The sequence below is a fragment of the Anaerostipes stercorihominis genome (assembly GCF_057535655.1).
In genome coordinates this window covers 1-24,826 of sequence record NZ_BAAJCL010000002.1, presented here as the reverse complement: position 1 = coordinate 24,826, position 24,826 = coordinate 1, and the positions used below count along the sequence as shown (strand labels likewise).

Genomic DNA, 24,826 nt, shown 5'->3' with positions numbered 1-24,826 from the left:
CGTTGCTACATTATTCCACGAATGTGCTCCAAAAACTGAAAACTCAAACACTGTTTGATGCCTTCTTCATCTCCCTGCTCCACCATCTGAATCATATTGGCATCTTCAATAATCAAATCTGTAATGCTTCCGATAAACTCTCGTTCCAGCGAGTCCATCCGCTTCGGATAAAACAGCACTGCCATCGCAGAGATTTTTTCTTCACTCTGCCAATCCTCTACTTCCTCTCCGCCGAAATAACAAACCAAAAGCGCAGGTTTGTCAATACTGCTTAAAAAGCATTCAAAATAACTGACTCTGGTTGCCGGAATTACAAAATAACATTCCCTGACATTTTTGCTTTTATAATAAGCATCCAGTTCATCTTTGGATATGTTCAAACCAATCTGTGCCGTCCATCGACTGATTTTTTCGTAGAGCCTTTCCTGAGTAATCTCTTTGGAAACCCGAAGCACTTTAAAATCTGCCAAAAGATTCATGGAATATTCCGTAAAGCGATTTAATTGTGATAACGCCAGGAATCCATCCATCGCTTCCCATCGTTTTGAATTCTTTTCTCTTTCTTCAATCCGCTTTAACGTCCTATGCTTATGACGTCTGATTTTTTCTTTTACCAAAGCAAGTTCCTGTTGATTTAATAATGGTGAGACTTTCAAATAGGACTCCGCATCCAAATATAATGGAATCGTTGATAAAATCAAATCATAATCATTTAAATCTTCTTTCCCAAGCCCAATCAAAGATACAATCTTTCTCACATAAATTTCCGGGATTTCCCGTTCCAGCCTGCTCGCCAACATCTTGGAAGAGCCCATTCCACTGGAGCAAACCACCAGAATCCGAAATGTCTTTTTGGTGACGTTATCCAAAGATACCGCGAAATACAGCACCAGATATCCGATTTCATCGTCCGGAAAATAATCATCCGGAAATACCGTACTGACACTTTCCTTAATGATTTCAAACAACTGCTTATAATCTTTCTCGATTTCGCGAATCACCGGATTGGAAATGCTCATACCGCTTCTGGCACGCTTGATTGCTTTATCCATATGAGCCAAAAGACCATCCATCAGCTTTTGATCCTGGCTTAGATAAATTCCCAAATGCTCTTCCACCTGCTCAATAAATTCCGTGACCTTTGATCGCAAAAGATAATCTCCCTGCATTTGGGTCTTTCTCGATTTCTGTGCAATGAATATATGCACCAAAAAGACCAGATATTCCAACTCATCCTCATAAAATTCAAAGCCGAATGTCTGCCCTATTGTTTTTCCTACCAGATTTGCAACCTGACGCTCTTCTTTTTTACTTTTTGACAGAAGATACTCCGATTCTATCGGTTCGCTGCCTTCTTCATGACGCCGGATCATCAAAGCCACAAGCATCACAAACTCTAAATACGCCCGATCCTCCATATAAAATCCTCGATGGTCCAACGTTTCCTGGATGGATTGAAACATATGATGACATTTCCGAAAATCATCGGAATATCCCCATTGTTCCAGCTTCAGAAGGAAAGGATGGGACTGTTCTAAGTCCCCTTCCAGCCAAAGCAGACACTGACTCATTTCAATGTTCTCCATCAAAAGATTCACAAGCATGTGATCTTTAGAAATCTGTGTTCCGCTTAGGTACACTCCTTCTCCTTTTTTCTGAACCAATTTCAAGCGATATTCAAGAACTTGATTCTGAACTTTTTTTAAATCATTTCGTATAGTGGGCAGAGAGGTCTCCAAATCAATTGCCAACGACTCTGCTTTGATAAAATCAATTTCATGCAAAAGATCAAATAAAATATACTCCATACGTTCTTTTGGCTCAATCACCTGTACATGCACTTTTTCGCTGAGACTTTCCAGGAGATTCTTCACATCCTGTTCTTCTCCGATAATATGGATTCCTTTTTTGCTGACAGTTTCCAGAGTGATATGATACTCTTTTAATACCTTTGTTATTTCAGGAATCTCACGATATACGGTCCGCTCTGATATATTCATCTTTCCTGCGATATCTTTTATTGTAATATATCCCTGTTCTGAGGTGATAATCTGAATAATTTCTTTGACTCTCGCTGACATTCTTATCATTTTTAAGACCTCTTTAGCCCTTTTTATTTTTTAATTACTGCATCATATTTTTAATTTTTTCTGCAATCGCCTTATGCTCATCCGCATTTAAAAATTCTTTAATTTCAATAATCGTTGTTCCTGCCGGAGCTTCTTTTTTCGCAGCTTCCAATAAATTCGTATTGGTAACTACCACATCCACATCCGTCGGAATCTGATGAATAGATACATGATCCACATCTACAAAGACTCCTGCCTTATTTAACTGTGTCTTCAGCATTGAAGCTCCCATTGCAGAAGATCCCATACCTGCATCACATGCAAAGGCAACTTTTTTTACATCTTTTTTTACAACATCTTCTGCCGCAGCTGCTTTTTCTTCGCTCGGCGCACTGTGACTTTCTACAAACTGACTCATATCAAGACCCTGTACTTCTTCATCTTCATCGATTGATTTATCTCTCTTTAAGAAGAAGGCAACAATCACAAAGGAAACAACTGCCGCAATGACATATCCCATAACGTTAACAAGTAATTTTCCTTTCGGAGACATGATCATCAATGCAACAATGGATCCCGGAGATACGGCTGCTACCGCACCGCCGTCCATAATCTGGAACCAGAATAAAGCTGCAATAGAACCACAAATCGGTCCGAGAATTGTAACTGGTTTAATCAACGCATATGGGAAGGAAACCTCGCCGATACCACCGATGATATGGATGATCGCTGCTCCCGGAGCAGATTTCTTTGCCATTCCTTTTCCAAAGACACAGAATGCCAAAACCAGTCCTGCCCAGTTACCGCCATTGGCTTCTACCAGATACAAAATAGATTTTCCTGTCTGAGCAGCCTGTTCAATCGCCAGCGGTGTAAAAATACCATGATTGATCGCATTATTCAAGAACAATACCTGTCCCGGAACAACGAAAATCGGAGCAAACGGCAAAATATTATGTGAGATCAGGAAGTCTACACCCACAGTTAAAACGCTTGTAATTGCTGCAAATAACGGTGCAACTGCTATAAATCCGGCAATCATAATGATAGCTCCGACAATACCCATAGAAAAGTTATCTACTAACATTTCCAGACCAGGCTTTACATGACCATCCAATGCCTTATCTACCTGCTTGATAATCCATGCGCCAAGAGGTCCCATAATCATACCACCGATCATCATGGTAACATCAGAACCGATGATCACACCGATTGTAGCAATAGAACCTGCAACAGCTCCTCGACGTCCATATACCGCATATCCTCCTGTATATCCAAACAAAATCGGAATCAGGTATGTAAGAGTCGGGCTTACCAGTTCGTTCATTTTTTCATTCGGAAAATATCCAGTAGGAATAAACAATGCAGTAATAATACCCCATGCAATCAGGGCACCAATATTCGGCATTACCATTCCGGAAAGGAATCCACCAAATTTTTGGATTTTGGCTTTCATTTCATTTGCCATAATATAATCCTCCTTGTTCTTCACTTCTCAAAATATAATTTTTTAAATTAAAAAAGTAACATAAAAGGATAACCGGTTATCTTATAGCCTTATTATAGCTTGATTTTTAAGCTTTCGTCCACCATTGCCAGTAGTAAGTTTGTCCAAAAAAATTTTGACAAGTTTTTCATTTTATTTGTCATTATTTTCACAACGCAAGTAAAATATCACAAATTTCAAAAATACAATAACATAAATTTCAAGAAAAGTCACAAGCAATTTTTACCAAATCCATTGCCTGTGACTTTTCATTCTGCATAAGTTCTTTTTTATATCAGCGGTTACAAGACTCAAAGATCAAAATGCTTCTGCAGCATAAATCAGCAGATCACTACTTTTAATCCTAGCTCTTCAATGGCTACGGCATCTTCTTCCCGGATTCCATCATCCGTAATTATATGAGAAAATTCTTTCAGATCCGCAAACTTACAAAACGTCTTTTTGCCAATCTTAGAGCTGTCGCATAAAATATACCGTTGAGCCGCTGTTCGAATCATTGCACGTTTCATTGCAGCGGTCTCCTCGTAAGGAGCAGTCAGCCCCTGTGTAATAGACAGCGCATTTGGCGTGACAAAAATTTTATCTACAGAGATCCGATCCAGAAATTCCATCCCAAAGGCCCCGATTGTGCACTCAAATCCATTGCGCACACTCCCTCCAATTAGTACAACATCTACATAAGAAGTCCGCTGCAGCTCCAGAGCAATGGTAAGATCATTGGTAACCACTTTTAGATTTCGGAAGGTGGTAAGACCAGAGGCAAACTCTGCCGCTGTTGTTCCACTGTCAATTAAAATAATATCCCCTTCCTCCACAAAATCTCTGGCTCTCTTCCCAATTCTGCGTTTCTCTCCGGCATACACTTCATGACGCAATGCAAGCTTACTTTCTTTTTCTACCGTATCCTGGTTCAAAATTGCGCCCCCATGGGTCCGAATCAACAATCCTTCTCCTTCTAATTCTCTTAAATCCGTTCGGATTGTCGCTCCAGTCACACTAAATTCTCCTGATAATTCACGGATACTCGCTTTCTTATGCTGCTGCATATAAATTAACAGGGCTTCTTTCCGCTCTCGTGCAAACATACTCTTTACCTATAGTTCAACCTTAAAATGTTTTAATAAAATATCTTCTGCTTCTTTATTCCACAACCCCTGATGCCGATCACAGGCATCTGCAAGTTCTGCAAATAATTCATTCTTCTCTCCCATTTTACGAAAATCTTCAATGGCTGTCAATGGCATGTGAAACTGAGTATAAATCAACTTTTTGCCTCCCGGAATCTCCGGTAAATGAAGGGTTGTATCGGCATAAGCGTCCAATCCTCCAATATGTGTAATCATAACTGCAGGCTTCACTTTCTTCTTGGAAATCAGATCCAGCGCCTCCTCAAGATCAGCCTTAATTCCCCCGGAAGAACCAAGAATTTTTGTATTTTTGTAATGTGCATCGTAAAGATTCATATCGGCTGAAAATCCGCTGTCTGACGGTCCCGCAAACAAATTCATACATCCGTCAAACGCCAGAACTTTATTTCCTGTCTCAGCAATCTTTTGTACCGGAGCATAGACAAAAACATCATGGTAGCCCTCTCCGTCTGTTAAATCCATTAATTCCTTTACTTCATCTTCCATTTTCGCAGTATTTACATAATGAAGTTCTACACCTGCTGCCTTTGCTTCTTCCTCAGAGATGACTTCTCTTGCTCGATTTAATCGTTCATCATTGATCTCTGTCACAACAACTCTCTTCGGTTGATTCTCCATCGCCAACGCATAGCTCACGGCTCCAAGCCCCATCGGTCCGCATCCTCCGAGAATCAGAATATTTCCATCTTCTTTCGCTCCGATAAAATGCTCGTGAGTCTCCGATTTCGTATGATAGTTTGCATGATACCCCCCGATAATACAATACATCGGTTCGGAAACCGATACTTCAAAAAAAGAATCTCCATGATAATGCAGCAGACACCCCTTTTCAATGACATCATTTGGAACAATACAATAAGTTACCGCTCCTCCAAAATATTCATACGAATATCCCGGAGCTCCCATTTGGTCCGGAATTCCCGGAAGTACCACAAATCGTTCGCCTTCCCGGTATTCCTGTGCCCATTTAGCTCCAACCTTTGCAATCACACCGGAAAATTCGTGTCCAATCAGAACTGGTTTCACTGCAATATCTTCCGGAACCCGTATATGTTCAGACCCAAGCTTGACTTCTTTCCATGTTGACATACAAATACTGTCGCTCATCACTTTCAGCAGTACCTCATCGTCTTTGATCTGTGGGAGCTCAAATTCTTCTAATCGAATATCCTTTGCCCCATACATTCTTACACCTTCGACTTTCATCATGTCCTCCTTTTAAAATCAAAATTTTATTTTTATATTTTTTTATTTCAAAAATACCATAACACTATTTCTTTCGAATCGCAAGATTATTTTTTATTTATTTTTATTTAAAAAAATTTTTTTCTTCTCTTGACTTTTCTCATCATCCGTATTATATTCAAAACATAAACAATTAAGCAATTATTTAATCATTAAGAAAGGATGATTTTTATGGATAAAGTCAAAGAACCAAAGATTACCTCTGTGGATATTCATGGTCATGGCTGTGATGTTACAGAGTTAAAAAAAATACTTCCTCCGGAAGAATTTTCCATTGAAACAGCCAGCTTATTTGGCCTGTTAAGTGACAGCACCCGGCTGCGGATTTTATATTTACTATATGATCGTGAAGTCTGTGTACGTAATATTGCTGCTGCCATTGACATGAGTCCTCCTGCAGTGTCTCATCACCTCCGTTCTTTAAAACAACTGGGGGTTATCAGCAGCCGACGCATCGGCAAAGAGGTTCATTACACCATCTCCGATACTGCAGACGGGGAATTAATTTCTGATATGCTAAAAACAGTGTTCCATAGGAGGGGTATTTATGAAGAAAATTTATGAATTCCAAAACCTTGGCTGTGCCCACTGCACTGCCAAGATGGAAGAGCAAATCAATCGCCTTCCGGAGATTACCAGCGCTTCCATTTCTTTTCCCATGAAAAAACTTTATGTGGAAACAATGAAAGAGGATATTCTTCCTGATCTGGAAAAAATCTGCCGAGACATTGAACCCGACGTGCTTTTAACGGAATCCTCAAAAATTTCTGCTCAGGATAAAAAATCTCAGAAGAACGATCATCCGTGCGGATGTGAAGAACGCCACCACGCACGCAAGGAACACTGCGAATGCGAAGAGCATCACCATGAACACTGCGGATGTGAAGATCACCACCATGAACACAGTGACCACTGCGGATGCGAAGAACATGACCATAAACCAAAATCCATTCCTTTGACTGCTGCCAAGGAAGGAAAACAGTCTGCAACCGTGTTTATGATTGATAACTTAGGATGCGCTCATTGTGCCGGAAAAATGGAAGAGCAAATTTCCAGACTCCCAAATGTTCAGGCTGCCGCTCTTACCTATGCAACCAAACAGCTGAGAGTTTGGGCAGATGACGCTCCATCCTTACTTCCCGAGATTGAAAAAATCTGTACTTCCATCGAACCTGAGGTTAAGATTTCCCTTCGCTCTTCCTCTGTTGGCAAACACAAACAGCAAGACGAAAAAAATAGAATTTCAGAAAATACAAAAGTCATCGCCGAAATCAGCGCCGGAATTCTTTTGTTTGCTGCCGGAAAAATTTTGGAGATGTCTTTTCCATTGCTTGGAAGTCTTTGTTTTGTGCTTGCCTATTTAATTCTCGGAATCAAAATTGTATGGACTGCCATCCGAAACATTGCCAAAGGGCAGGTCTTTGATGAAAATTTTTTAATGAGTATTGCAACCATCGGAGCTTTTGCTATCGGTGAATACGCAGAAGCCGTGGGTGTTATGCTATTTTACCGAATCGGTGAATATTTTGAAGATAAAGCAGTGGCTCGAAGCCGCTCCCAAATTATGGATGTCATTGATATGCGTCCTGAAGTTGTAAATCTTGTAGACTCCAACCATCAGATCAAGATTATTGATGCACAAGATGCACGCATCGGAGACATTTTAATGGTACGACCAGGTGATCGCATACCGCTTGATGGAATCATTACCGATGGAGAAACAATGATTGATACTTCCCCGGTTACCGGTGAACCTGTTCCTGTCTCAGCCAAAGCCGGAACTTGGGTTACCTCCGGATGCCTGAATACCTCCGGGGTAATTCAGATGCAGGTGAAGAAACCCTTGGAAGAGTCTATGGTAACACGTATTATGGATTCTGTTGAAAATGCGGCTGCAAGCAAACCTAAGATGGACCGTTTTATCACTCGCTTTTCCAGAATTTACACCCCATTTGTGGTTCTTTTGGCTCTGGGAACTGCAATTCTCCCATCTCTAGTGACAGGCGACTGGAATTACTGGGTCTACACTGCCTTGACTTTCTTAGTCATCAGCTGCCCATGCGCACTGGTGCTCAGTGTTCCGCTGGCATTCTTTTCAGGGATCGGCGCCGGATCAAAAATGGGAATTTTATTTAAAGGCGGTGCATCTTTAGAAACTTTGAAAAATATTACTTCCGTCGTCATGGATAAAACGGGAACCATTACCAAAGGAAACTTCCAAGTGCAGGAAGTTCTTCCCTTAAGTGCCGTAACAAAAGAACAGCTTTTGTCCCTTGCAGCCTCCTGTGAAGCAGCGTCAACACATCCAATTGGCAAAAGTATTCTGGAAGCAGCAAAAAAACATTCTATTTCTTATGAAAAGCCAAAACAGGCAGAGGAAATTGCCGGACACGGGTCTGTGATTACTTTATCTGGATCTCAAATTCTTGCCGGCAACAAAAAATTAATGGATCGATACCATATTGAGGGAGAATACCCGACTTCCGCTTCTTATGGAACCGAAGTATTTCTGGCAAGAGATGGAATTTTAATAGGCTACATTATCATTGCCGATACCTTAAAAGAAGATGCAAAATCTGCAATCAAAGCCTTAAAGTCACAAAATCTTCATACGGTCATGCTCACAGGAGACTCTGAAACCACTGCAAATGCTATCGCAGAGGAGACCGGAATTGATCAGGTTTATGCCCGGCTGCTTCCAGACGAAAAACTAACAAAGCTTCAGGAAGAACGAGAAAAACATGGCGCTGTCATGTTTATTGGAGACGGAATCAATGACGCACCGGTTCTCGCCGGAGCCGACTGTGGCGCTGCCATGGGAAGCGGTGCAGACGCTGCAATTGAAGCCGCAGATATTGTCTTTATGACCTCCAATGTAGAAGCTATTCCACAGGCAATTTCTATCGGAAAACATGCCAGCACTATTGCATGGCAGAATGTAGTGTTTGCCCTCGTCGTAAAAGCACTGGTCATGATTTTGGGTCTCACAGGATATGCTAATATGTGGATGGCTGTTTTTGCCGACACCGGAGTTGCAATGCTTTGTGTTTTGAATTCTATTCGGACTCTTCAAACTGCAAAGCACCGATAAGCACAAAGCAGAAAATGCCGCCTTCAATTCTCTATATTTGAACATAAAAAGAAGCAAGAGACTATGCGCAGTCCCTTGCTTCTTTTTATGAACATCTTTAGAATGCCTGACAATTTTCTAATAAAATTTTTTCTGCCTCCTGATTCCAAAATCCTCCCTTTCGATCACAGGCATCTGCTAATTTTTCAAATAGTGGATTCTTCTTTCCCAACTTTCTAAAATCCTCAATAGCAGTCAATGGCATTTCCATTTGAGGATAAATGATCTTTTTGGTTCCGTGCATCTGTTTTAAATATAATGTTGTATCCACAATTGCATCAATTCCTCCGATATGACTGATGCCCATAGCAACATCAATTTTTTTCCTATGAATCAAATCTATGGCTTCCTCCATATCCGAACGAAGACCTCCCGAAGAACCAATCAACTTTGTTTTTAGATAATGACTTCCGTAAATATTCATGCCTGCCCGATATTTTTTATCTGCCGTAGCCGCATATATATTCATGCAGCCATCCATCCCCATAATCCGGTTTCCTATCTCTGCAACATTTTTGGGAGGAGCATATACAAATACGTCATCGTACCCTTTTTCACAGGTGACAGCCAGTAAAACGGTTGCAGAATCCGGTACCATGGCCGGATTAATATAATAAAGCTCCACACTATGGCGAGCAGCCTCCTGAACCGGAATTAATTTTCTTGCCCGTTCCAAACGTTTTTGATTGGTGTCCGTCACAACCAACCGCTTCGGCTTTCTTTCCATCTCAAGCACATACCGAACTGCCATCAGCCCCATGGGACCGCACCCTCCCATAATAATGGTGTTGCCGCCTTCTTTAATTCCGGAAATATGTTCATGTGATCCCGGTTTGCTGTGATAATTGGAGTGAAAACTTCCGATAATGCTATATAAAGCCTGTGCCATTGCCGGCTCATAAAAAGACTCCCCTTCATAATGCATCAAACATCCCTTTTCGATCACATCTCCCGGAACAATGCAATAGGTTGCCGCTCCCCCAAAATATTCATAGGAATACCCGGGAGATTCGATTTGATTGGGAATCTCCGGAACAATGACATATTTTTCACCTTTATGATATTGATCTTTCCAGCGACTCCCAACTTCCCAAATCACACCAGAAAATTCATGCCCAATTAAAATTGGCTTCTTTTTGATATTTTTCGGTACCCGTAAATGCCTCTGCGCCAAGGTAATTTCCTTCAAAGTAGACATGGCGATTCCGTTGCAGATAATTTTTAAAAGGATTTCGTCTTCCTGAATCCTTGGAAGTTCAAACTCTTCCAATCGTATGTCTTTGACTCCATAAAGTCTCACGCCTTTCACCTTCATTTCCAGTCTTCCCCCTAACGTTTTTCACTGTCAAATATGCTGCCTTTTGTTCTATTATAACATATTTTCCCATAAAACAAAGCAGACAAGTCCGGCTCTTTTCTGTAATACAATCCTACTAAACCGTTTTGTGAGATCGCACAGGAAAAAACTTTCCCACATTACAAAAAATGGGAATACTGGTCTTTCCCAATACTCCCAATTCTTTTTATTTTTGATGCTGTAAAGCAGCTTCAATAAATCCTCGAAACAGCGGATGTGCTTTATTTGGTCTTGATTTGAACTCCGGATGCGCCTGCGTCGCTACAAACCATGGATGCGCCGGAATCTCTACCATCTCCACAATTCTTCCATCCGGTGAACATCCAGATAACATCATTCCATTCTCCTGCAGAATTTCACGATACTGGTTGTTTACCTCATATCTGTGACGATGTCTTTCGTGAATTTCTTTTTCTCCGTACACCTGATAAGCTCTGGAGCCTTCTGCCAGCACGCATGGATAGGAGCCAAGTCTCAAGGTTCCTCCAAGATCGGTTACTCCGTCCTGATCTGCCATAATATGAATCATCGGATGTTCTGTCTCTGGATTAAATTCCTGACTATGTGCGTCTGCATAACCCAGAACATGTCTTCCGAACTCTACCAGCGTAAGCTGCATTCCAAGACAAATTCCCAGGTACGGAATCTGTTTTTCTCTCGCATACTTAATCGCACAGATCATACCTTCAATTCCTCGATCGCCAAATCCACCCGGAACGAGGATTCCATGAACCCCTCCCAGCATCTCTTCCACATTATAGGAGCTGACTCTCTCAGAATCTACCCATCGAATCTTTACATCTGCAGAATTGGCAACTCCTGCATGTTCCAGTGACTCCACAACGCTAATATAGGCATCGTGAAGAGAAATATATTTTCCGACCAACGCAATCTCCACTTGATGTTTTGGATGCTTCCAACTGTCAATCATCTTTTTCCAGTCATCCAGATCCGGATCCGGGCAGGACATATGAAGACATTCGCAAACTTCTTGCGCCAGATGCTCTTTTTCCATCATAAGCGGAACCTCATACAATACTTCCGCATCCAGATTTTGAATTACACGATCCCGCTCCACATTACAAAATTGTGCAATCTTTTTCTTTATTCCATCGTCCAAAGGATAATCAGAGCGGCAAACTAAAATATCCGGCTGAATTCCCATTCCCTGAAGATCTTTCACACTTGCCTGTGTCGGCTTGGTCTTTAACTCTCCCGAACTTTTCAAATACGGAATCAGCGTTACATGAATCAAAATACAATTTTCATGTCCGACCTCGTGCTGAAACTGCCTTAAGGCTTCCAAAAACGGCTGACTTTCAATGTCACCAACCGTTCCGCCGATTTCAATAATCGCAACTTCCTGACGGCTGGTATCATCACTTCTATAGAAACGGCTCTTGATTTCATTGGTCACATGAGGAATCACCTGTACCGTATTCCCTCCATAGTCACCACGCCGCTCTTTTGATAAAATACTCCAATAGACTTTTCCCGTTGTAACATTCGACTTCTTATTCAATCCTTCATCAATAAATCTCTCATAATGTCCCAAATCCAGATCTGTCTCCGCCCCATCATCTGTTACAAATACCTCTCCATGCTGAATTGGATTCATCGTTCCAGGATCAATGTTGATATAAGGATCAAACTTCTGACTGGTCACATGATAGCCTCTCGCTTTCAGTAATCGTCCCAGAGAGGCCGCTGTAATTCCCTTTCCAAGGCCGGACACAACTCCTCCTGTAACAAATACATATTTCACTGGCATGTTTTTTCCTCCTATATGTGAATTCTCTCTTTGTTTTCTTTCAAAATAACATCATACCATATAAATTTGTATTTGTCATTGTCATTTCAACGGTTTCCAAAGAAAAAGAACTAAAAAGCAGAAAATACCTGCGGCATTATGCTTGTAAGATAGGTAGATGACAATGATTGATTGATGAAAAACACAGTTTTTTAAGAAATTTGGGGGTATGGTCGATGATCTATCATACGAAGGGAATCCAAAGATCTTAAATTAGGAAATTCACACAATGCTGCAGATATCTTCTTTCCATAATTTACCATATTTATTTTATTATGTCAATTATTTCCATTTAATTTTTCAAAAATCAGAGTTTTAGAGCAATCATAGATGGTATCTGTAACATCATCCTGCCGGTATTTCCACCTTCCGAGAACTCCGCTTTTTGGACGATTCTTCATGGAAACGTTCTCCATCCATTGCCTTGTCTCTTGCCTGGAAATTCCCATTTTCACAAAACAAGCTTCTAAAAATGGCTTTTCTGCCTCCGAAATCCCCATACTTTTTTCTGGTTTTCCCAACATAGGATCATTCGTATTATTTGATTGTTTTCAGATACAAAAACGCATTGCTTTTTGCTATGACGTCAGTAGATCACCGGGCTTTAAATATCCCTTCCATGCGGCTTCTTTCATTTGTTCCATAATTTGTTCATAAATTGCCTTGCCGCATTGATTTGAAACACATCTTTCCCTCCTTAATCTCACTGTATCAACTGTACCACTTTATATGGTACAGTTATCATACACAACCCTAACACAAGAAAAACACAGAACCATCTCAAAATGGATTTCTGTGTTTTTCTTGTTTTTGTATGAATATATAGAGGTTCTGCCACCTTAAAGCATGGCCTAATACATGGTTGGATTCAGAAGACAAATCTGTTTTAAAATCTTCTAATTCCAAAGAATATCTCGATGATGTGAAACGAATTTATAACAGTTCTTTTGCCGCTTTTCCAATCGTTGTGACAATGAAATAGCAGCTGGTTGCTCCTGCGTCCAAAACACCTCTGGAACGTTCGCCCAGACGGCTTGCGCGCCCAATTTTTGCCACCAGATCTTTTGTGGACTGCCATCCTGTTTCTGCTGCCGCATTCATAGCGTCCAGACACTCTGCAAAGGGCTTTCCTGCCTCTTTGGCATCTGCAAAGGCCTCCTTGGCAGGAATTAAGGTATCCAGCAAAGATTTATCTCCAACCTTCGCCGGACTGATCTCCTGGATTCCTTCCACTGCACCGGAAATCATTTCCGCAAAAACATTGACATCAATTTCATCCGCATCCTCACATGCCATTGACATCTCATCGAATAACATTCCATAGAGAGGTCCCATGGATCCTCCGATATCTTCCAGCAGAGTTTCTCCGAGAATGGAAAGCCCTTCAGATAAATTATAAGTCTTTCCCTCTAATTTTTTTTCGCACATGGTAAATCCCTTGTTCATATTGATTCCATGATCACCATCTCCGATTTTCCCATCAATTTCACTTAGATAATCTCGCTGCTCCTGAATTGTTTTGATCAGCCGATCTACAATTACACCGGCTTCTGCATTCTTAAAACTTGACATAATTCCACCTCTTCATTTGAACTTTATTTTCTGTTTTTATTGTAGCATAAGGTTTTTTATCTTCCAAATAGTTTTAAGCGCAAATATGGCACAAAAAATTGTGCCATATTTAACTCAATCTTTAAAACTGTTTTAATCCTACGGAGTTTACCGGCATATCCATGCACTCCTTCAGCTCTTCATCCAGCTTCATGACAGTTAGCGTCACGCCCATCATCTCTAAGGAAGTAAAGTAATTTCCTACATAAGAGCGATGAACTTTAATTCCTTTTTCGTTTAATACTTCTTCCACTCTGTCATAAACAATATACTGTTCCATCACCGGAGTAGCTCCAAGCCCGGAAAGAAGTACCACAACTTCATCACCACTTTCAAATGGCAGATCCGGGATGATAATATCCAACATTTCATCCGCAATTTCACTGGCGGTTTTTAATGGCTGCACATTGATTCCAGGTTCTCCGTGGTGTCCAATTCCTACTTCCATTGTTCCGTCTTCAATTTGGAAATTCGGATGCCCTACCGCCGGAATGGTACACGGTGCCGTGCCAATTCCAACAGAGCGGGTATGATTAATTGCTTTTTGTGCAGCGGCAATGACTTCGTCAAGACTTGCTCCCATCGCTGCTTTCGCGCCTCCGACTTTCCACATCAAAACTTCCCCGGCAACTCCCCGGCGCTTCTCTAATTCCGTTTTTGGCGCTGATGCACAGTCATCGTTGGCAACAACTGTCTTCACATCGATTCCAAGTTTCTTTGCCTTGCGCATTGCCATCTTCACATTCATATTATCGCCGGCATAATTTCCATAAAGGCATGCCACGCCTTTTCCTGCATCCGCTTCTTTTATCGCATCCAAAAAGGCCTTTGCTGTCGGTGAAGAAAAAATTTCTCCAACTGCCACAGCATCGCATAAATTTTCACCAATATATCCGATAAAAGCAGGTTTATGTCCGGAGCCTCCTCCGGTAACAATTCCAACCTTTCCCTCCACCGGCGCGTATTTATATTTTAAAACTCTTTCATTGTCTGTAGCTGTTACAAGATCTTTATGTGTTTTCACAAAACCTTTCAGCATATCCTCTACGGCAAAATCCGGGTTGTTTACAATACGGTTCATAGCATCTCCTCCCTTACACAGTCGCTGCAATTTCTTTCAAATTTTTTAATCCTTCAATCGCCAGCTCTTCTCCTGTGTCTGCAAAATTTCTCCAGATTGCGCAGTTTCCTGCCAATTCCTCAAAGCTTGGATCAAAAGATTCAATGACAAGAGGTCCGTCGTAACCAATCTCTTTCAATGCCGTAAAAAATTCCTTAAACGGAACAAGCCCTGTTCCGGGGATTCCACGGTCGTTTTCATTGACATGGACATATCCCAGATATTCTTTTCCGCAGGTTTTTACTGCTCCGGCAAAACTCTTTTCTTCTCGAATCATATGGAAACAATCCAAATGAACCTTCATATTTCCTGTTCCAACATCTTTACAGAATTGTACTGCATCTTCTGCGATATTTAAGAAATGTGTTTCAAATCGGTTGACACATTCTACACAAATCTGAACGTCTCCTGTTTCCTTAGCGTACTGCGCCACTTCTTTCATAGACTCTACGCCCCAGTTCCATTCCTGCTCCGTACGTGGTTTTTTCGTCAAATATCCCCATCCTGCATAATTGACACCGCCTAAAATCGGCGCCCCCAGCTGATTACAAATATCCACGCATTTCTTCATGGCTGCAACGGCTGCCTTCCGAATCTCGGCGTCCGGAGAAATCGGATTTGTCTCCAGTGTCAAAGTTGTTGTACAAACACAGTCGATTCCAACCCGCTCCAGCTCTTCTTTTACTTTTTCTGTGGGAAAGGTATAGGGATTTGAAATTGCAAAATCAATGGTCTCAAAACCTAATTCCTTTGCTTTCGGAATAATCCAGAGATGCTCTTCCCCATAATTTTCTGCCCATATAAATGTATCGACTCCAAATTTAAACTTCATATCAACAACCTCCTATTTCCCGCAAAACTGATTTTCATAATAGGTAATACGCTCTACCTTTTCGGTTGACGGACCATCTTTAAAAGTAAGTCCCATCCAGATATCCAGCAAATAAAGCGCCAGCTGCGGCGCAACCACTCTGGCGCCCATACACATCACATTTCCATTATTGCTGAGAATGGAACGTTCTGTGGAAAACGGATCATGACAGACGGCGGCCCGGATTCCAGGCACCTTATTTGCAGTCATTGCCATACCAATTCCTGTTCCGCATACAAGAATTCCTCTTTCGCATGTTTTATCTGTCACCTTATTGCAGGTACGAACGGCAACATCCGGATACAATTCTACTTCTCCTTCTCCTACACCGTTATCTACAACTTCATGACCCGCTTCCTGAAGATGTTTTTTGATGATTTCTTTTAATTCGTAAGCTGCTTCGTCGCATCCCAATGAAATTTTCATAATGATTTCTCCTTCTGAACCTCGTCCAGAGCAGAATGCACTGAACTAAATAAGACATATGATATCCTCCGGATGATCTGCGATATAAGATGCATCGCTTTTTTCCAATTCTTTTCTATCTCGAAATCCCCAGGTAACGCCTACGGTGTCCATTCCGGCATTTTTGCCTGTTTCCATATCTGTTTTGGAATCCCCAATGTATAAAATTTCATTTGGCTGAATCCCCATAAGCTCCGCAATCTTAAGCGCTGCGGTTGGGTCCGGTTTTTTAGGAATTCCATCCTTTTCCCGCTCTCCGTACACAGCAGCAAATGATATCCTGGCAAAAAATTTCTGAATTAAAGCACTGGTATAATCTTCACGTTTATTAGAATTGACTGCAAGCGCAATTCCTCGTTTCGCAAGTTCATCCACCAGCTCAGGAATCCCCTGATAAGGGCTTGTTTTGCGGAGATAGCGCTCCTGATACGCCTTTGAAAACTGATTTAAAGCTTCGTCAATGAGAGATTCTTCCTGCTGCTTTTCGATTGGCAGCGCTCTTCTTAGAAGGTTGCGAAATCCATTCCCCACCATCTTTTTACAAGCCTTTGTCTCATGGATTGGAAATCCATACCGTTTCATTACCTCATTGACACTGTCGGTCAAATCTTCAATCGTATTCAGCAAAGTGCCATCCAAATCAAAAATAATACCCTTATAATCTTTCATAACTATTGTCTTCCTTTCTGCTGGTTTTTCGTTAATATGGGATGATACAGCTCATGTATCACCCCATATTATACAATTACAGCTCGGTAATAGCAAAGACTACTTTCACTGGTTTATTTTCAAAATTAACTAATTGATACTTTGTTCCTGCCGGTAAGAAGAACGTATCTTCCGGTTCCAGAACAAAACTTTCTTCTGCATCTACTAAATTCACGGTTATCGGTCCGTCAACACAGTACAGCGCCGCATCTCCTGCGTGTACATCCGGATCTGAACATCTTGGTCCATATCCTCCTGCCGGAAGAATCATTTCTCCGAAATGTCCATAATCATTGCTTGTAATAAAGCGCATAAGCATTGGATGAGTAGTACCGTGAACGTTGTTTAATTTTTCAAAGTCACGAACTGCATAGACAGCTCCGGTCTGTCTTGCCTCTGCAGGGTCTACCGGCCAGCACCCAATATCGTCTGTGCATCCCTGACGAGAAATATCTTTAATGGCACCTCTCATATCCGGAAGATTATCATTGTTTGGTCCCTTATAGAATTTTGTCTCCTCTTCTGTCGGAATTACAGCCGGCGGAATATGCTCATCCCATGCCTTTGGTGTAATAAAATAGAGGATTCTTGCTTTCTCATCAGAGAAGTTATGACAGCAATGCCAAGCTCCCTCCGGCATAAATAAACCTTCTCCTGTTTCCAAATATGCAAATTGTCCATTTCCGCTTCTTTGTACCACCGGTCCGTTTAAGATATAATAAGACTCATCTCCAGGATGAATATCAAGCGGTGCAAAGACTCCTCCCGGTCCTAACTCATAAATCCCAAGCATAAAGGTATCGGTTGTTACCAACGTAAATGTATTATCTGATGTAAATGCATTGTTCGGCGGATATAATGCAGTAGAATATTCCCATTTTTTAATTAAGGTAGGTTTTTTATTATCCGGTTCACAAGGAAATCTTCCCTGAATATCAACTAATTTTGCCATTTTTGTTTCTCCTTTTATTTCAGTTTATTGTTTTAACTTATGCTTCCTGTCCTTCAGGTTTTGTAACGAGTACAATCAGTGCCGCAGAAACCACACCGGCAATCAGCAGAGTGATAAAGAACGGAACTACTTTATTCATTGCGAAAACTACGAAGACTCCGCCGTGAGGAGCTCTGATTGTAATTCCCCACAAGTAAGAAATAACTGCTCCTGCTGCTGATCCTGCCATGTAGCATGGAATATATTTTAAATTTTTTGCAGCGTATGGAATCGCGAATTCTGTAATCATACAAAGAGCTCCTGCAAAGCATCCCGGAATTCCCGCACGATCTTCATCTGTAAACTTCTTCGGCGCAATTAACATTGCAAGTGCCATTGCAAGCGGAGGTGCACAGCATGCAATAAAGTTCGCTGCCATCGGCGCATAATTTCCAGTTTCCATACAAGCCAAAGCAAATGCATAAGCTACTTTGTTACATGGTCCACCCATATCAAATGCCAGCATACAACCCTGTACAATTCCCAACAATACCAAGTTTCCTGTTCCGAGATTGTTCAGCAAATCAGTCAGTGCCTGTGTCAGTGCTCCCAAAGGAGTACCGATGACATAGTGCATTAACAGACAAATTACAGCACATCCAATCACCGGAATAATTAATGTTGGAAGTAAGGATCTGATTGCATTCGGCAGAGGAATTTTCTTTAGCCAATTTACTAAATATCCAGCTAAAATACCTGCAATTAACGCTCCGATAAATCCGGACTGATAACCAATTCCCCATGGATCTGTAGCCATCCAGCCGCCAAACATACCTACACAAATTCCAGGTTTATCTGCAATAGAGTACGCTACATAAGCGCCTAAAATCGGAACCATAAAAGTTCCAAGACCGATCTTTCCAATCCAAAAGATCGTGGATGCAAAGGTAGAGCCATATGGTTCTACGCTTGGCACATTATAACCTCCCAGTAAGAACCCAAGTGCTACCAGGATACCTCCTGCTACTACAAACGGTAACATATAGGAGACACCTGTTAAAAATGCTTCTTTAATATCATCGATCACATCTCTCATTTCTCTTCCGTCCTTTCATAAATATTTTCTCTTTCTCTTTTTTATTTTTCTGTAAAAATAATATTCGGGTCCTTAATTACGTCATGTGGTTTTGTCTGAAAAATCTTGTCCTTATAAGGCTCAAAACGTTCTGCTTTGGTAATTCCCACATCATTGGCAAAGACAATCAGATCAGCCTCTTTAATATCTCGGTCTCTTAACTTATCTTCGATTCCAAGAGCTCCCTGCTTCTCTACTTTGCATTTGTGTCCGTTTTGCTTGCAGACCTTCATAATTGCCTCTGCAGCCATGTAGGTATGTGCAATTCCGGTTGCACATGATGTTACTGCTACTACCTTCATAAATCCACCTCCTATGGTATGGTTATAATTCTTTGATGCCATGAATTAAATCTTCATAGCTTGCTGCCTTATCCAAGAGCTCTAAAAATTCTTCATGCGCCAACATTCCGGCTAATGTTGCTAAAACCCTTAAATGGTAATCATTCTCTTGATTTTCAGATATTGCCAATACAAAGACATACTTTACCTCTCCAGTTTCTCCTGCCGACTCATATAAAAATGGAGTTTTGCATCTTACAAAGCCGATTCCCGGCTTTAAGACTTCTTTACACTTTCCATGAGGAATTGCAACAAAATTTCCCATATATGTAGGACCAAGAGATTCTCTGTATTCCAATGCTTCTTTATATGCCTTGGCATCTGATACGAAGCCCGCTTCCTCAAATCTGCGGGTCATCGTATCAAACATATCTGCTTTGTCTTTAAAAGGCTCACAATCAAGGATTACCATTTCATCCAACAGTACATCTGCTAAATTTACACTGCTCATATGAAATGCCTCCTATTTTTCTTTTCATAATTTTAACTATGCAAAAATTTTTATTTTCCGTTTTTGAATGCAAGAATTACATCTTTTGCATAACCTTTCATAAATTCAAATGCAGCTTCCTGAAGTTCATGATAAGCAATTTTTCCTTCTGTCTCAGCTACTTTGTCTGCCACAAATTTTGTCGTAGCTTTTGCCATGTAAGAATAGTAATTTACTTTTGTACATCCTGCTGAAATTGCATTTTGAACCTGATCAAACTCTACACCGGAAGCACCATGCATTACAACGCGGCATGTATCAGGAATTGCAGCACGAAGTGCTTTGACTCTCTCAATATCCAGTACCGGAGGTTCTGCATAAATTCCATGCATTGTTCCAAAGCATACAGCCAGTGCGTCGCATCCTGTCTCCTCTGCGAATGCTTTTGCTTCTTCTGGTTCTGTGAAGAATTCTTTAATATCTTCATTGGTAAGCACACGGCTTTCTGCATCTCCATGTGTATCTTCTTCTGTAGATGCCATAACGCCCAGCTCAGCTTCCACTGTAATTCCTGCCGCATGCGCAATCTGAACAAATTTCTTTACTTTTGCAAGGTTCTCTTCATAAGGAAGCGCGCTGCAGTCATACATAATGGATGGGAATCCGACTTTGATCGCTCTCATTACAAATTCATAATCACTTCCATGATCCAAATGAACACAAACCGGAACTCTTGCTTCTTTTGCATATTTTAACATGACCGGTCCGATTCTCTCGATTGGAATCAAAGAATCATGAACCTGTGCATGATCAATGATAATTGGTGTGTTTAATTCTTCTGCTGCGCCAATTACCGCACGAACTGTTTCTTCATTCGGTGTGTTAATACACGGAATGGCATACCCTTCCTTTTCTGCAACTTCTAAAATTTCTTTCATGTTTACTAACATAGCTACTTCCTCCTAAAAACTTGTTTTTTATTTTCTTCTAATGGAGTTCATCCATTAGGATTTGATAAATTTGTTCAGAGCGATCAGCATCTAAAATTTTTTCTATCGCCTCTCGATTGTCAATTAATGCATATAGGAATTTGAACAGCATTAAAATCTCATTGGAACCTTCCATATTGATTGCCAGAAAAAACACCAGACGGATTTTCGATGTTGTGGACCACTGAACCGGATATTTCATCCGCATAATGACAATACCGCTTTTTTTCACATTGTCTTTATAAACATGTGCCATTGCAATTTGATTTCCTATGGTCGTAGGACGCCGTTCTTCAAGTTCAAATACCTGTTCGGTTACATCATCACTTAAATAGCCTTCTTTCATTAAAAGCTGACTGGCTTGTGCAATGGTTTCTTTTTTTGTCATTGCAACCGCATCCGTTACAATTAACTTTTCTTCAAAGGTCTGTCGAACCGATTCCATTACCTGCTGATTTTGTTCTGTCTTATTATATTCGTCCATTTTTGTGACAATCTTATTCAAGTCCATCTGTGTTACATGTTTTGTAATCTCGATGACATTTTCCTGTTTTTTTTTCAGTGGAACGGTTGATATCACAAGCTTCCCCTTGGTTTTTTCCGGCTGATAGTCTTTAATATGTACATTTTTCACAATTTCAAGATTTCCAATTTCATTTTCAATCTTCATAGCTTCATAATGTGCTGTATATGGATCTGTTGCCGTTACAAAAATTCCCTGCTTCTCACTTGCGCTTTCCACAGAAGCCTGATGAATCAACAATGTAATCCATGCGATATCATCCTGTGTCAGCACAAATCCGAGTTTTTCTTCCAACCGAAACGCATAAGTCAGACAAACTGCATATAAGCTTGGAAGCTGCTGCTGTATATCTTTATGAAGATCATCCCACTCTACCAGCATATAATCGTGTTTAATGCTGAGTGTCTTTAAAAAAGTAGCAATCTGCTTTTCCATTTCCTTATACTGAAATGTATTTTCTTTTTCCATTGCCCGAAAGACAATATTGATGTAATCATTTACCAGGTCCATCAAATCATCATCCTGAACCAAAGCCCGCACTTCACAAGTTTTTGCCACTGCAAGCTTTGCAGCCAGAAACTGATATTCAAGGTCCATCTCTTTTTGATTGGGAAACATCTGATCCAGAATCATCTTTGCCGCATCGAGATACGATTCATCCAGCGCTGTCATTTTTCGATCTGCACAATCCCGAATCTTTTTTCCTTCTTTTATCCTCTTTTGCGTCAGGAGAAGGTATTCTGTGATTCTGCAAAAAGAAATATCTACATATGCAATCTCCAATTCGTTCTCACTTTCTGCCAAATATTTCTGCACCAACATAATATCATCGGCAGAATAATAGTCAGAGAAATAGGTAAATGCCCTTTTACTGATTCTATAATCCAGATCTTTTGGAAGCTCCTCAATATAGGTATGTTTCCAATACTTTTTGTTCTGTGTATCTACGATTGCCTGTCTTACATCAAATTCTCTTCCGAGAATCCGAATTCCCTGGTTCTTTACTTTTGACAACTTCAGATCAAATCTTTCTAAATACTCTTCAATTTTTTTCAAATCTTTTTGTATAATCTTCCGGCTGACACAAAGCTCTTCCGAAAACAGCTGTATTGTATAATTTGCCGGAAAGTGAAACAAAATGTCTAAAATATAATTCTTTCGATAATAGAAAGATTCAGGATCACTATTTGCATAAGCATCCAGAGCTTCCAGGATCTTTTCTCTTTGCTGGTCAGTGACTACCATGCAGATCCCTTTTCTTGGCACTCGCAGGAGTTTTGCTTCATATCCCTCGATGAAGTCAGCGATATCTCCCAAAGAATGCTTGATACTGCTGACGGATACCTCTGTCATCTCAGCCAGCTCTTCTATGGAATAGAATCCATACATTTCCACCATCGCACGGATTACTTTTTCCTGTAAATTATTCATGATAGGCCTCCTCAATGAATAAAACACTTCAAAGTAGTTTGTGTGTTTATGTATTGTTTTTTGTATTGCTGTTACTACTTTATGGGTTTATTATAACTGATTGCACCAATATCTGTACATAGGTGATAAAATCCAATTTTGTACTGTTATTCAAACAATTAGTGCAAAAAAATGAAAAAGAAATGAAAAATATAAAAAATATTGTAAATTAATTGCTCATAAAGCAACTTTTTTACAACTAAAAAGCATTTGTAAAAGATTGGTTCTGATATGTCCTTGCGTATAACGCCTAAATTCTGTCAAAAAAAATCAGGAACCAAAAGAAATATTTCATACTTTTGATTCCTGATTCTTTATTTTTATGTTTTTATTCTACAACTCTTCGAACACATACGACCTTACGATAGTTCGCTCTTGGAGAAATCTTAATTCCTGTCTTTCTTGTACTTGCATGAACAATCTTATTATTGCCAATATAAAGCGCCACATGTCCCTGATAACAGATGATATCTCCCGGCTGTTTTTCCTTATAGGAAACTTTTCTTCCTGCTCTTCTCAAATCATAGGAAGTTCTAGGCAGTCTGTATCCAAACGAACGATACACTGAGCCAATAAAACCGGAACAATCTGCCCCTGTATTTAAATTTGTTCCACCCCATCGGTAAGGATTGCCAACAAATCTTTTGGCAAAGGATGCCACTGTCGCGCCTTTCTCATAAGTACTTCCCTCAAGATTTGGAGCATCTGTATTGATGTACACATATTTTTTTAACACATAGCCAACTTTCCCATTTACAGAAACTTTTCTCCATTTTCCACTGGTGGAATAAACCTGAACGGGTGTCCCTACTTTTAATTTACGAAGCACCTTTGATTTCTTTGATTTACTCTTTCGGAGCTTGCACCAGTGTTTATAAATCTTTCCGCTGTATCCTTCTGCGGCTTTTACTTCCTGCTCTGGAACTGCCATCATGTTTGAGGTAAAAATAAATATAAAGACTAATGAGAAAATTATTATTTTCTTTAATCGAGATTTCATTGGTATTCCTTTCAACTTGTTCCATAAATGTTACGCATCTGTTACATTCCTAAGGAATTTTATCATAAAATGAGATAAATGTAAAGATCATAACAAATTGTTTTAAATTTCATAACATTAGCATAAAAAAAGCACCTATTATCATAGATGCTTTCAACGTGGGCGAGAAGATTCGAACTCCCGACCTTCTGGTCCGTAGCCAGACGCTCTATCCAGCTGAGCTACGCCCACACACTTTATAAAATTGTCATTCCTGACAACTTAGATATCATATCACATTTCCCATATGATGTCAATACCTAAAATGCCGCAGACCGGAATCGAACCGGTACTCGATTTAACTCGAACAGGATTTTAAGTCCTGCGCGTCTGCCAGTTCCGCCACTGCGGCATATGTTCTGAAACCAGAACATACAAATGGGACCAACAGGGCTCGAACCTGTGACCCTCTGCTTGTAAGGCAGATGCTCTCCCAGCTGAGCTATGATCCCACAATAAAATACTGTAAATACAGCAAAACGACCCGGATGGGAATCGAACCCACGACCTCCGCCGTGACAGGGCGGCGCTCTAACCGGCTGAGCCACCGGGCCAAATAATATAATCTATAAACTTTCCAATGGACCCTCGGGGACTCGAACCCCGGACCGATCGGTTATGAGCCGATTGCTCTAACCAACTGAGCTAAAGGTCCTTTGAAGCCGTTGACCGGACTTGAACCGGTAACCTGCTGATTACAAATCAGCTGCTCTGCCAATTGAGCCACAACGGCACATTTGAAGGATACTACCCGTAATGACTCCAACGGGATTTGAACCCGTGTTACCGCCGTGAAAGGGCGGTGTCTTAACCACTTGACCATGGAGCCTTCTTTCATTAACGTAGGCTTCTGCTCCGCCATACACCCGTCAACTAAACTCATACTTCGCTTCCGCTCATACTCGTTAAGGTTCCGTGTGGCTCAAT

The 24,826-nt window shown here is 40.7% G+C and carries 21 protein-coding genes and 7 tRNA genes; 2 read left to right on the top strand and 26 right to left on the bottom strand.

Features of this window, described 5'->3' with window-relative positions; all coding sequences use genetic code 11:
- Nucleotides 1-5: 5 nt before the first annotated feature.
- The 4 genes from AC27EF_RS02130 to AC27EF_RS02115 all read right to left on the bottom strand — a co-directional run bounded on the left by AC27EF_RS02130 (nucleotide 6) and on the right by AC27EF_RS02115 (nucleotide 5,930).
- Nucleotides 6-2,090, bottom strand: a complete 2,085-nt coding sequence (locus AC27EF_RS02130) for a BglG family transcription antiterminator (RefSeq protein WP_487108538.1) — start codon at nucleotides 2,088-2,090, stop codon at nucleotides 6-8.
- A 34-nt stretch (nucleotides 2,091-2,124) separates the two neighbouring features.
- Nucleotides 2,125-3,537, bottom strand: a complete 1,413-nt coding sequence (locus AC27EF_RS02125; protein ID WP_487108537.1) for a PTS transporter subunit EIIC — start codon at nucleotides 3,535-3,537, stop codon at nucleotides 2,125-2,127.
- Nucleotides 3,538-3,896: 359 nt separating this feature from the next.
- Complete coding sequence (locus tag AC27EF_RS02120; protein WP_487108536.1) at nucleotides 3,897-4,661, bottom strand: DeoR/GlpR family DNA-binding transcription regulator; 765 nt, start codon at nucleotides 4,659-4,661, stop codon at nucleotides 3,897-3,899.
- Nucleotides 4,662-4,670: 9 nt separating this feature from the next.
- A complete protein-coding gene (locus tag AC27EF_RS02115) occupies nucleotides 4,671-5,930 on the bottom strand; it encodes a zinc-binding dehydrogenase (protein ID WP_487108974.1) in 1,260 nt (419 codons plus the stop codon).
- A gap of 210 nt (nucleotides 5,931-6,140) precedes the next feature.
- Between AC27EF_RS02115 and AC27EF_RS02110 the strand changes: the two genes are divergently transcribed.
- Both AC27EF_RS02110 and AC27EF_RS02105 read left to right on the top strand, forming a co-directional pair.
- Complete coding sequence (locus AC27EF_RS02110; RefSeq protein ID WP_487108535.1) at nucleotides 6,141-6,533, top strand: ArsR/SmtB family transcription factor; 393 nt, start codon at nucleotides 6,141-6,143, stop codon at nucleotides 6,531-6,533.
- Nucleotides 6,517-9,060 carry a heavy metal translocating P-type ATPase gene (locus AC27EF_RS02105; RefSeq protein WP_487108533.1) on the top strand — a complete coding sequence of 848 codons (2,544 nt, stop codon included), beginning with the start codon at nucleotides 6,517-6,519 and terminating at the stop codon, nucleotides 9,058-9,060. Before AC27EF_RS02110 ends, AC27EF_RS02105 begins: the two co-directional genes overlap by 17 nt.
- A gap of 97 nt (nucleotides 9,061-9,157) precedes the next feature.
- On the opposite strand, the gene AC27EF_RS02100 is transcribed toward AC27EF_RS02105, so the two are convergent.
- The 22 genes from AC27EF_RS02100 to AC27EF_RS01995 form a co-directional block, all read right to left on the bottom strand.
- The gene (locus AC27EF_RS02100) at nucleotides 9,158-10,414 is read right to left on the bottom strand and encodes an alcohol dehydrogenase catalytic domain-containing protein (RefSeq protein ID WP_487108531.1); all 1,257 of its coding nucleotides are present in this window, start codon (nucleotides 10,412-10,414) and stop codon (nucleotides 9,158-9,160) included.
- A gap of 208 nt (nucleotides 10,415-10,622) precedes the next feature.
- The gene (gene pyrG / locus AC27EF_RS02095) at nucleotides 10,623-12,227 is read right to left on the bottom strand and encodes a CTP synthase (protein WP_487108530.1); all 1,605 of its coding nucleotides are present in this window, start codon (nucleotides 12,225-12,227) and stop codon (nucleotides 10,623-10,625) included.
- Nucleotides 12,228-12,544: 317 nt separating this feature from the next.
- The gene (locus AC27EF_RS02090) at nucleotides 12,545-12,790 is read right to left on the bottom strand and encodes a hypothetical protein (protein WP_487108529.1); all 246 of its coding nucleotides are present in this window, start codon (nucleotides 12,788-12,790) and stop codon (nucleotides 12,545-12,547) included.
- A gap of 409 nt (nucleotides 12,791-13,199) precedes the next feature.
- Entirely contained in the window at nucleotides 13,200-13,838 is a 639-nt protein-coding gene (dhaL, locus tag AC27EF_RS02085; protein WP_487108527.1) for a dihydroxyacetone kinase subunit DhaL, read from the bottom strand.
- Nucleotides 13,839-13,959: 121 nt separating this feature from the next.
- Nucleotides 13,960-14,958 carry a dihydroxyacetone kinase subunit DhaK gene (locus AC27EF_RS02080; RefSeq protein WP_487108525.1) on the bottom strand — a complete coding sequence of 333 codons (999 nt, stop codon included), beginning with the start codon at nucleotides 14,956-14,958 and terminating at the stop codon, nucleotides 13,960-13,962.
- Between the two features lie 13 nt (nucleotides 14,959-14,971).
- Nucleotides 14,972-15,829 carry a sugar phosphate isomerase/epimerase family protein gene (locus AC27EF_RS02075; RefSeq protein WP_487108523.1) on the bottom strand — a complete coding sequence of 286 codons (858 nt, stop codon included), beginning with the start codon at nucleotides 15,827-15,829 and terminating at the stop codon, nucleotides 14,972-14,974.
- 12 nt (nucleotides 15,830-15,841) lie between these two features.
- Nucleotides 15,842-16,294: a ribose 5-phosphate isomerase B gene (gene rpiB / locus AC27EF_RS02070; protein ID WP_487108522.1), complete on the bottom strand. Its 453-nt coding sequence runs from the start codon at nucleotides 16,292-16,294 to the stop codon at nucleotides 15,842-15,844.
- Nucleotides 16,295-16,339: 45 nt separating this feature from the next.
- Nucleotides 16,340-17,002 carry an HAD family hydrolase gene (locus AC27EF_RS02065; protein ID WP_487108520.1) on the bottom strand — a complete coding sequence of 221 codons (663 nt, stop codon included), beginning with the start codon at nucleotides 17,000-17,002 and terminating at the stop codon, nucleotides 16,340-16,342.
- 76 nt (nucleotides 17,003-17,078) lie between these two features.
- A complete protein-coding gene (locus AC27EF_RS02060; RefSeq protein ID WP_487108519.1) occupies nucleotides 17,079-17,993 on the bottom strand; it encodes a cupin domain-containing protein in 915 nt (304 codons plus the stop codon).
- A 37-nt stretch (nucleotides 17,994-18,030) separates the two neighbouring features.
- Nucleotides 18,031-19,068: a PTS fructose transporter subunit IIC gene (locus tag AC27EF_RS02055; protein ID WP_487108518.1), complete on the bottom strand. Its 1,038-nt coding sequence runs from the start codon at nucleotides 19,066-19,068 to the stop codon at nucleotides 18,031-18,033.
- 41 nt (nucleotides 19,069-19,109) lie between these two features.
- On the bottom strand, nucleotides 19,110-19,409 hold the full coding sequence (locus AC27EF_RS02050; RefSeq protein WP_487108517.1) for a PTS fructose transporter subunit IIB: 300 nt from the start codon (nucleotides 19,407-19,409) through the stop codon (nucleotides 19,110-19,112).
- 22 nt (nucleotides 19,410-19,431) lie between these two features.
- On the bottom strand, nucleotides 19,432-19,899 hold the full coding sequence (locus AC27EF_RS02045) for a PTS sugar transporter subunit IIA (RefSeq protein ID WP_487108516.1): 468 nt from the start codon (nucleotides 19,897-19,899) through the stop codon (nucleotides 19,432-19,434).
- Between the two features lie 50 nt (nucleotides 19,900-19,949).
- A complete protein-coding gene (locus AC27EF_RS02040; RefSeq protein ID WP_487108514.1) occupies nucleotides 19,950-20,828 on the bottom strand; it encodes a class II fructose-bisphosphate aldolase in 879 nt (292 codons plus the stop codon).
- A 37-nt stretch (nucleotides 20,829-20,865) separates the two neighbouring features.
- Nucleotides 20,866-22,821: a BglG family transcription antiterminator gene (locus tag AC27EF_RS02035; protein ID WP_487108512.1), complete on the bottom strand. Its 1,956-nt coding sequence runs from the start codon at nucleotides 22,819-22,821 to the stop codon at nucleotides 20,866-20,868.
- Between the two features lie 367 nt (nucleotides 22,822-23,188).
- Nucleotides 23,189-23,860: a C40 family peptidase gene (locus AC27EF_RS02030; RefSeq protein ID WP_487108511.1), complete on the bottom strand. Its 672-nt coding sequence runs from the start codon at nucleotides 23,858-23,860 to the stop codon at nucleotides 23,189-23,191.
- 157 nt (nucleotides 23,861-24,017) lie between these two features.
- A tRNA-Arg gene (locus AC27EF_RS02025) sits at nucleotides 24,018-24,091 on the bottom strand.
- 74 nt (nucleotides 24,092-24,165) lie between these two features.
- A tRNA-Leu gene (locus AC27EF_RS02020) sits at nucleotides 24,166-24,251 on the bottom strand.
- A gap of 27 nt (nucleotides 24,252-24,278) precedes the next feature.
- Nucleotides 24,279-24,351 (bottom strand) — tRNA-Val (locus AC27EF_RS02015).
- 28 nt (nucleotides 24,352-24,379) lie between these two features.
- Nucleotides 24,380-24,453: transfer RNA gene (locus tag AC27EF_RS02010), tRNA-Asp, on the bottom strand.
- 27 nt (nucleotides 24,454-24,480) lie between these two features.
- Nucleotides 24,481-24,554, bottom strand: a tRNA-Ile gene (locus tag AC27EF_RS02005).
- A gap of 5 nt (nucleotides 24,555-24,559) precedes the next feature.
- Nucleotides 24,560-24,632 (bottom strand) — tRNA-Thr (locus AC27EF_RS02000).
- A 24-nt stretch (nucleotides 24,633-24,656) separates the two neighbouring features.
- Nucleotides 24,657-24,728, bottom strand: a tRNA-Glu gene (locus tag AC27EF_RS01995).
- Nucleotides 24,729-24,826 lie beyond the last annotated feature (98 nt).